The 7,883-nt window shown below is 71.3% G+C and carries 7 protein-coding genes; all 7 read right to left on the bottom strand.

Annotated elements, in window-relative coordinates; genetic code table 11:
- Window positions 1-1,413 (bottom strand): xylulokinase (locus tag PROKR_RS15275; protein ID WP_036964482.1); only part of this gene is annotated, 1,413 nt, incomplete at its 3' end.
- A gap of 239 nt (window positions 1,414-1,652) precedes the next feature.
- Window positions 1,653-3,005 (bottom strand): ABC transporter substrate-binding protein, encoded by a 1,353-nt coding sequence (locus PROKR_RS15270; protein WP_036964480.1) that lies wholly within the window; start codon window positions 3,003-3,005, stop codon window positions 1,653-1,655.
- Between the two features lie 62 nt (window positions 3,006-3,067).
- Complete coding sequence (locus PROKR_RS15265; RefSeq protein ID WP_036964479.1) at window positions 3,068-3,931, bottom strand: carbohydrate ABC transporter permease; 864 nt, start codon at window positions 3,929-3,931, stop codon at window positions 3,068-3,070.
- Window positions 3,931-4,824, bottom strand: a complete 894-nt coding sequence (locus tag PROKR_RS15260) for a carbohydrate ABC transporter permease (protein WP_084800465.1) — start codon at window positions 4,822-4,824, stop codon at window positions 3,931-3,933. Before PROKR_RS15260 ends, PROKR_RS15265 begins: the two co-directional genes overlap by 1 nt.
- A gap of 245 nt (window positions 4,825-5,069) precedes the next feature.
- Window positions 5,070-6,071, bottom strand: a complete 1,002-nt coding sequence (locus tag PROKR_RS15255; RefSeq protein WP_036964477.1) for a LacI family DNA-binding transcriptional regulator — start codon at window positions 6,069-6,071, stop codon at window positions 5,070-5,072.
- Window positions 6,072-6,118: 47 nt separating this feature from the next.
- Window positions 6,119-6,886: a pyrroline-5-carboxylate reductase gene (gene proC / locus PROKR_RS15250; protein WP_051433048.1), complete on the bottom strand. Its 768-nt coding sequence runs from the start codon at window positions 6,884-6,886 to the stop codon at window positions 6,119-6,121.
- Between the two features lie 73 nt (window positions 6,887-6,959).
- A complete protein-coding gene (locus PROKR_RS30800; protein ID WP_051433027.1) occupies window positions 6,960-7,613 on the bottom strand; it encodes a hypothetical protein in 654 nt (217 codons plus the stop codon).
- Window positions 7,614-7,883 lie beyond the last annotated feature (270 nt).

The raw sequence follows: 7,883 nt of genomic DNA, 5'->3' as shown, positions 1-7,883 counted from the left end.
GCCCTCGCCCGCCGTGGTGCCCACGGCCACGGGTGCGCCGAGCGCGGCGGCCAGCAGGCGCTGCGCCACGCCCGCGGTCTTGAACATGCCGCCGTGCGCGAACATCGCGTCCAGGCCGACCTGCTCCTGCGCGAGCACGCGCATGCCGAGGGCGAGGGTGCCGAACGCGCTGTAGACCTGCGTCCGGGCGAAGTTGGCCAGCGTGAGCCGGCTGTCCGGTGTGCGGGTGAACAGCGGGCGGCCGGCCTCCAGGCCGGTGATCGGCTCGCCGGACAGGTAGTTGTAGGCGAGCAGGCCGCCGCCGTCGGCGTCGCCGTCCAGGGCGGACCGCAGGAACGCCTCGAAGACGGCGCCCGGCTCGGCGGGCCGCCCCAGGGCGGACGCGAACTGGCCGAACACCTCGGCCCAGGCGCCCAGCTCACTGGCGCCGTTGTTGCAGTGCACCATCGCCACGAGGTCGCCGGACGGGGTGGTCACGAGGTCGAGCTCGTGGTGCACGCGCTCGAGCGGCCGCTCCAGCACGACCATCGCGAAGATGCTGGTGCCGGCGCTGACGTTGCCGGTGCGGGGCGCCACCGAGTTGGTCGCGACCATGCCGGTACCGGCGTCGCCCTCGGGCGGGCACAGCGGGATACCGGCCTGGAGGGTGCCGGTCGGGTCGAGCAGGGCGGCGCCCTCGGCCGTGAGCGCGCCGGCGTCGGCGCCCGCGGGCAGCACGCCGGGCAGCAGGTCGGCGAGGCTCTGACCGAACCCGTGACCGGAGGCCACCTCGTCGAACTGCGCCAGCATCCGCTGGTCGTAGCCGCCGGTGGCGACGTCGATCGGGAACATGCCGGAGGCATCGCCCACGCCGAGCACCTGCCGCCCGGTGAGCCGCCAGTGCACGTACCCGGCCAGGGTGGTGACGTGCCGAACCGACGGCACGTGCGCCTCCTCGTCGAGGATCGCCTGGTACAGGTGGGCCACCGACCAGCGCAGCGGGATGTTGTGCCCGAACAGGGGGCTCAGCTCGGCGGAGGCCCGCTCGGTGGTGGTGTTGCGCCAGGTCCGGAACGGCACCAGCAGCTCGTCGGCCTCGTCGAACGCGAGGTAGCCGTGCATCATCGCGGAGACGCCGATCGCGCCGATCGTGGCGGGGCGCACGCCGTACTGCCGCTCGACGTCGGCGAGGAGCTCGGCGACGGCGTCGCGCAGGCCCGCCCAGACCGCCTCCAGCGAGTACGTCCACACGCCGTCGACGAGCTGGTTCTCCCAGTCGTGGCTGCCGCTGGCGAGCGGCTCCCCACCCGGGCCGACGAGGCACGCCTTGATCCGGGTGGAGCCGAGCTCGATGCCGAGGGCGGTCCGACCCTGGTCGATCGCCTCCCGGTGCCCGGCGAGCCGCTCCGCCCCTTCGTCCTGCCGCTCCACCATCGTGGACCGCTCCGTCCTGCCCGCACCGTCGCGAGGCGTAGCTCGTTCATCCGTGGTTCGGCCGCGGTGGCGAGCAGCCCGCTCGCCGCCACGGCGATGTTAGCGCTCACACGATACCGGTCTACAACGCTGTACCCAAGCCGGCCCCGGGCGCACGGCCACCACGCACCCCGGAACGCGCCGGACCCCCAGGTCACCGGGGTGACCTGGGGGTCCGGCACGTGCGGAACGGAGGTCCGTCAGCCGCCGTTGACCGTGAAGCCCTGCTCCGTGCCGTACGACACGTTCTCCTCCTGCCAGGCGGCGAGGCCGTCCATCAGCGACGTCTTGTCGAGGTAGGACTGACCCACGGTGTCGGCGAAGATGCTGTTCGCGTACGACTGCCAGGGCAGGTACTGCCAGCCCTCGTTGACGTCGGACGCGCCCGCGGCGAGCACCTCGTTGATCTTCTGCCCGCCGAAGTACTCGGACTCGTAGCCCAGGAACTCAGGGGACTCCAGCTGCTTGACCGTGGCGGGGAAGCCGCCCGTCTCCATGAACGCGTCGATCGACTCGTCGCTCGAGTTGAGCCACTTCAGGAAACCGGCCGCGAGCAGCTTGTTCTCCGCCGCACCCGGGATCGACTCCGCGCTGCCGCCGTTCTCGGCGTTGGTCGGGGTGCCGTCGTAGGTCGGCATCGGGGCCACGCGCCACTTGCCCTTGCCGTCCGGCACACCGTCCTCGAGGATGCCGGGCATCCACGCGCCCAGCGCCACCGAGCCGATGGTGCCGTCGTTCAGGGCCTGGTACCACTCGTCGCTCCAGCCAGGGAGCTGGCAGAGCAGCTCGTCGTCGATGAGCGGCTGGTACATCTCGGCCCACTTGGTGGTGCCCTCGTCGGCCAGGTCGATGGTGACCTCGCCGTTCTCGGTGTGGAACGGCTTGCCGCCGGCCTGCCAGATCATGCTGGTGGTGAAGCCGGCGTCACCGGTGTCGTTGCCGATGCAGGTCTCGGGGTCGTGCTGCTTGATCTTGGCCGCCGCCGCCTTGTACTCGTCCCAGGTGGTCGGCACCTCGACACCCGCCGCGTCGAACACGTCCTTGTTGTAGAAGAACGCCATGGGACCGGAGTCCTGGGGCAGGCCCCAGATGCCCTGCTGCGAGACCGCACCCCACGTGGACGGCGTGTACAGGTCCTCCAGGTCGGCGAACCCGAACGCGGTGAGGTCCACGAGCTGGCCGGGCAGCTGGAACTGGGGAATGGACTGGTACTCGATCTGCACCACGTCGGGCACGCCGTCGCCCGCCGCGATGGCGTTCTGCAGCTTGGTGTTGGCGTCGCCGGCGCCGACGGTGTCGACGATCGTGACGTCGACGTTCGGGTATGCCTTCTCGAACGCCGCGACCTGCGTCTCCGCCTGCGGCGTCCAGGTCCAGTACGTCATGCTGCCGCCCTCCTGGAGCGCGGCCTCGATCTCGTCGGCGCTGGCGCCCTCCGCGGCGCCGCCACCGCCGCCGTCGTCGCCCCCGCCGCCCGAACAGGCGGTGAGCGAGGCTGCCATCAGTGCGGCCAGGGCGCCGAGCGCGACCCGGCGGTTACGGGTGATGGTCATGGTCTTCCTTCTTCCACATCGTTGTAGTTCAGGTCTCTCGACGTCGGCGGGGCCGACCTCACCTAAGCCTTGACGCTGCCCGCGTTCAGGCCGGACTGCCAGTACCGCTGGAGCACCAGGAACACCACCACGATCGGCACGATCGTCAGGAACGACCCGGTGATCACGAGGTTGAACACCGGCTGGGCGCCGATGCCCGAGGCGTCCGCCAGCCACTGGTACAGGCCCAGCACCAGGGGGTACAGGTCCGGGTCGTTGAGCATGATCAGCGGCAGGAAGTAGTTGTTCCACGTGGCCACGATCGCGAACAGCGCCACCGTCACGATGCCCGGCGCCAGCAGGCGCAGCGAGATCGTGAAGAAGGTGCGCCACTCCCCCGAGCCGTCGACGCGGGCCGCCTCCAGGATCTCGGTGGGCACGGCCTCCGCCGAGAACACCCACATGAGGTAGAGCCCGAAGGGCGAGACGAGCGACGGCAGGATGACCGCCCACATGGTGTTGGTCAGTCCCCACTGGCTGAACAGCAGGAACGTGGGCACCGCGAGGGCGGTGCCGGGCACGGCGATCGCCCCGAGGATGACGGCGAACACCGCGTTGCGGCCGCGGAACCGGTACTTGGCCAGGCCGTACCCGGCGGCGGTCGCGAGGACCGTGGCGCCACCGGCGCCCACCACGACGTAGACCAGCGTGTTGGCGAACCACTTGAGGAAGACGCCGTCGTCGTGCGTCAGCACGTCCCCCACGTTGTCGAAGAACGCGAAGTCGCCCGAGAACCACAGGCCGAACGAGCTGAGCAGCTCGGGCTGGGTCTTGGTGACGCTGAACAGCATCCAGGTCAGCGGCAGGATCGAGTAGATCAGCAATGCGCCCAGCAGGACCGTCAGGGTGATCGACTTGCGCGGTCGGTGGTACGAGTAGCCGGCCATCAGATCTCCCTCCGGGTCCCGCGGAGCTGCACCACGTACGCGACGACCGCGGTGACCAGGCCCATCACGATCGCGACCGTGGCGGCGTAGCTCACCTGGTTGCCGACGAAGCTCAGGTTGTAGGCATAGATGTTCGGTGTGTAGTAGGTCGAGATCAGGGCCGGCTCGATCTGTTTCAGGATCGTCGGCTCGTTGAAGAGCTGGAAGCTGCCCAGGATCGAGAAGATCGTCGCGATCACCAGCGCCCCGCGGACGGCGGGGATCTTGATCGACCGGACGATCCGGAACTGGTTGGCGCCGTCGATGGCCGCCGCCTCGTAGATCTCGAGCGGCACCGTCTTGAGTGCCGCGTACAGGATCAGCATGTTGTAGCCGACGAACTCCCAGGTCACGATGTTGCCGATCGCGGTGAGGATCCACTGCTTGGTGTACGGGTCGATGAGCGGGAAGCCCACCAGGTCGTTCACGCTGCCGGTGAGACCCAGCCGGTCGTCGTACATGAAGCCCCACATCAGCACCGCCACCACGCCCGGCACCGCGTACGGCAGGAACAGCGCCACGCGGAAGAAGCTCTTGCCGTGCAGGCGGCCGCTGTCGATCGCGAGCGCCGCGATCAGGGCGATCCCCAGCATGATCGGCACCTGCACCACCAGGAACAGGCCCACGCGGCCCACGCCGTCCCACAGCTTGGGGTCGGTGAAGGCGGTCACGTAGTTCGCGAACCCAGCGAAGGTGGTCCCGCCCATGAGCTGGTTGCGGAACAGGCTCAGGTACATCGAGTAGACCAGCGGGGTGACGATCATCAGGGCGAACGCCACCAGGAAGGGCGTCACGAAACTCCAGCCGGCCGCGGATACACGGCGACTCGGCGGGCGGCGACCGGGCACGGTCACACCCCTTTCCCCGGACGACGTCGTCCGGACTCTCCTGGACGGCAATGTCCTCGGATCACGCCGGACGACACTGCCCGACGCCAAGAATGTGAACGTAAACATCCTTGTGCGCGGTGACTCTGCCACTGCCTCGCGGACGTGTCAACGCCCCCTCCGGCAACGTTCTCATAAAGGTATACGGAGTCCCCGCGAGGGGTCAGGCGAGCCGCGCGACGGCGGTCAGGCGCGCTGCGCGACCGAGGCAGTCAGGCACGCGGAGCCGCGGCGCTCCTGCGCACCACCAGCTCAGGCGCGATCAGCTCGGCGGCGGGCCTGCCGCCGTCGACGGCCGCGAGCAGCAGCGCCACACTGCGCCGGCCGAGGTCCACGAAAGGCTGGCGCACGGTCGTGAGCGGCGGGATGAAGTGCCCCGAGCCGTCGACGTCGTCGAACCCGACCACCGAGACGTCGTCGGGCACGGAGACGCCGCACTCCCAGAACGCGCGCAGCAGACCGAGCGCGAGCTGGTCGTTGGCGGCGAAGACCGCCGTCGGCCCGTCGCCGGACCTGACCCGCTGGGCCAGGTCGAGGCCCACCATGTAGCCGCGGTCGGCGGTCCAGCCGGCGATCACGGGCTCGGGAACGGGGATGCGGTTCTCGGTGAGCACCGCGCGCCACGACTCCTCGCGCTGGACGGCGTCCAGCCAGTCCTGCGGTCCGGCGACGTGCAGGATGCGCCGGTGCCCCAGCTCGATCAGGTGCTCGACGGCGAGCCGCGCCCCCGCCCGCTGGTCGACGGAGAGCGGGATGGTCGGCACGTCCGGCTGGAGCTCGCGAGCCGCGATGAGGACCACGGGCACGGGCGCCTGGAAGGACTCCACGGCGTCGGCCACGTCGCTGTGCGGCGCGATCACCACGATGCCCTCGACCGCCTGGTCCATGAAGTGCTCGAGGGCGTCGTGCATGGTGGCGGTGTCGTACTGCCGCAGCGTCGCGACGCTGACGTACCAGCCCTGCTCCCGCGCGGCCTCCTCGACGGCGATCAGCGTGCTCGACGGGCCGAACAGCGGCGACCCGGTGGTCACCACGCCCACCGTGGCGGAGCGGGCCGTCACCAGGGCTCGCGCCGCGCTGTTGCGGCGGTAGCCGAGCTCCGCGATGGCCTCCAGCACCCGCTCCCGGGTGGCCGGGCGCACGCTGCGGTGGCCGTTCAGCACGCGCGAGACGGTCTGGTGGGACACGCCGGCGAGCGCGGCGACGTCGGCCATGGCCGGCGGCCGCGTCGTCGCGGGTCGAGAGATGGTCACGGGAGGAATCATCCACCCAGCTGTTGCGCGCGGTCACGCGCGGCGGCAGCGGCGCTCAGGAACGAGGCGCGCACGCCGCCCTCGTCCAGGGCCCGCAGGGCGGCGGCCGTGGTGCCGCCGGGTGAGGTGACCTTCTCGCGGAGCACGACCGGGTGTTCCCCCGACTCGTCCATGAGCCGGGAGGCGCCGAGCAGGGTCTGGGTCGCGAGGCTCCGCGCGACGTCGCGCGTCAGGCCGAGCAGGACCCCTGCCTCGGCGAGCGCGTCGGCCACGTAGAAGACGTACGCGGGGCCGGAGCCGGAGATGGCCGAGACGGCGTCCAGGTCCTTCTCCGCGGCGCGGACCACTGCGCCCGTGCCCGCGAGCAGGTGCTCGACCGCCTCGAGGTGCGTCTCGGTGGCGGCCGCGCCCGGCGCGATCGCCGTGATGCCCGCGCCGATGGCGGCGGGCGTGTTGGGCACGGTGCGGACCACCGCGACACCCGCGGGCAGCCGACGCTCGTAGAAGGCGGTCGGGTGGCCGGCCGCGACGGTGACGACCACGGCGTCCCCGTCGATCGCGGGCGCGATCTCGTCGAGCAGCGCGCCCACGTCCTTGGGCTTCACGCCCACGAGCACGATGCCGGCACCGCGGACCGCCGCCACGTTGTCGCTGGTCGTGGCCACCTGGTAGGTCTCGCGGAGGTGCTGGGCCTTGGCCTCGGTACGCACGGTCGCCACCACGTCGGACGCGGCCCAGCCCGCCGAGAGCGCACCCGCGAGCACCGCCTCGCCCATGTTCCCGGCCCCGAGCACTGCAAGTCGCTGGTTCACCGCACCATTGTCCCCCGGCGCGCCGGGGAGCTCGCCGTCACAGCGGGAACGCCGTGTAGAAGTCCTCCATGCGGTCGGTCGGACCGGTCGCCTGCAGCACGACCGTCCCGTTCTGCCACACCACGACGGTCTTGCCGCCCTCGACCGGGACGAACGCGTACTGCCCCACGACCTTCTTGCCGACCTTGACGTCGCCGGTCCGCTCCGCCTCGCCCGCGGACGAGGTCCAGGCCGTGGCGGCGGTGGCCGCCTCGTCGGCCGAGGACCACTGCCCGGCGACGACCGCGACCTCGATCGCGTCGCCGTCGGAGTACTCGGCGTTCCAGGCCTCCAGCGCGCCCTCGCCCTTGGGCTCCTTGGCCTCGTCGAGCGAGCCGAGGGCGAGCTGCAGCACCGCCGACGGGAGGGCCTTCTGGAAGGCGGTCTCCTCGCCGCTGCGGTCCATCGCCTTGACGGTCGGGGTCGGCACCGGCGCCGTGACGGTCACGGTCGGCACGGGCTCCGGCGTCGCCTCCGCCCGCCAGAAGCCCGGCCACGCGAAGCCGGTCAGCAGCACCAGCGCGAGCACCACGACGAGCACGCCCACGAACACGACGAACCGACGGCGCCGGTACACGGCGGGCGATGCCTTCTTCGCGGTCACCGATGCTGTCGCGCCGGTGCGCGGTGGGTTCACGCGCTGGTCGGTCATGTCTGGCTCCCCCGTGCTCCGTCCACCGGATACATCACGATGGCTCAGCTGAGACCTTATGTCGCGCCACTGACATCGGCAGGGAGGCACGCCCGGAGTGCCGGGTGAGGGGCCGGCTACCGGGGGCGCGCTGCCGCCTGGCTGAGCGGGAGCAGCACCGCGAAGGCCGCGGTCGCGATCGCGACCGCGGCCAGGAGGCCGCCCGCGTAGACCGTGAGCCCAGCGTCCCAGGGCAGCACGGCCCACAGGTGCCCCTCGGTGGCCGCGGCG

It is taken from the genome of Promicromonospora kroppenstedtii DSM 19349, from assembly GCF_000515355.1.
Classification (GTDB): domain Bacteria; phylum Actinomycetota; class Actinomycetes; order Actinomycetales; family Cellulomonadaceae; genus Promicromonospora; species Promicromonospora kroppenstedtii.
The sequence above is the reverse complement of the archived record's forward strand: the minus strand, read 5'-3'. Positions and strand labels throughout refer to the sequence as shown.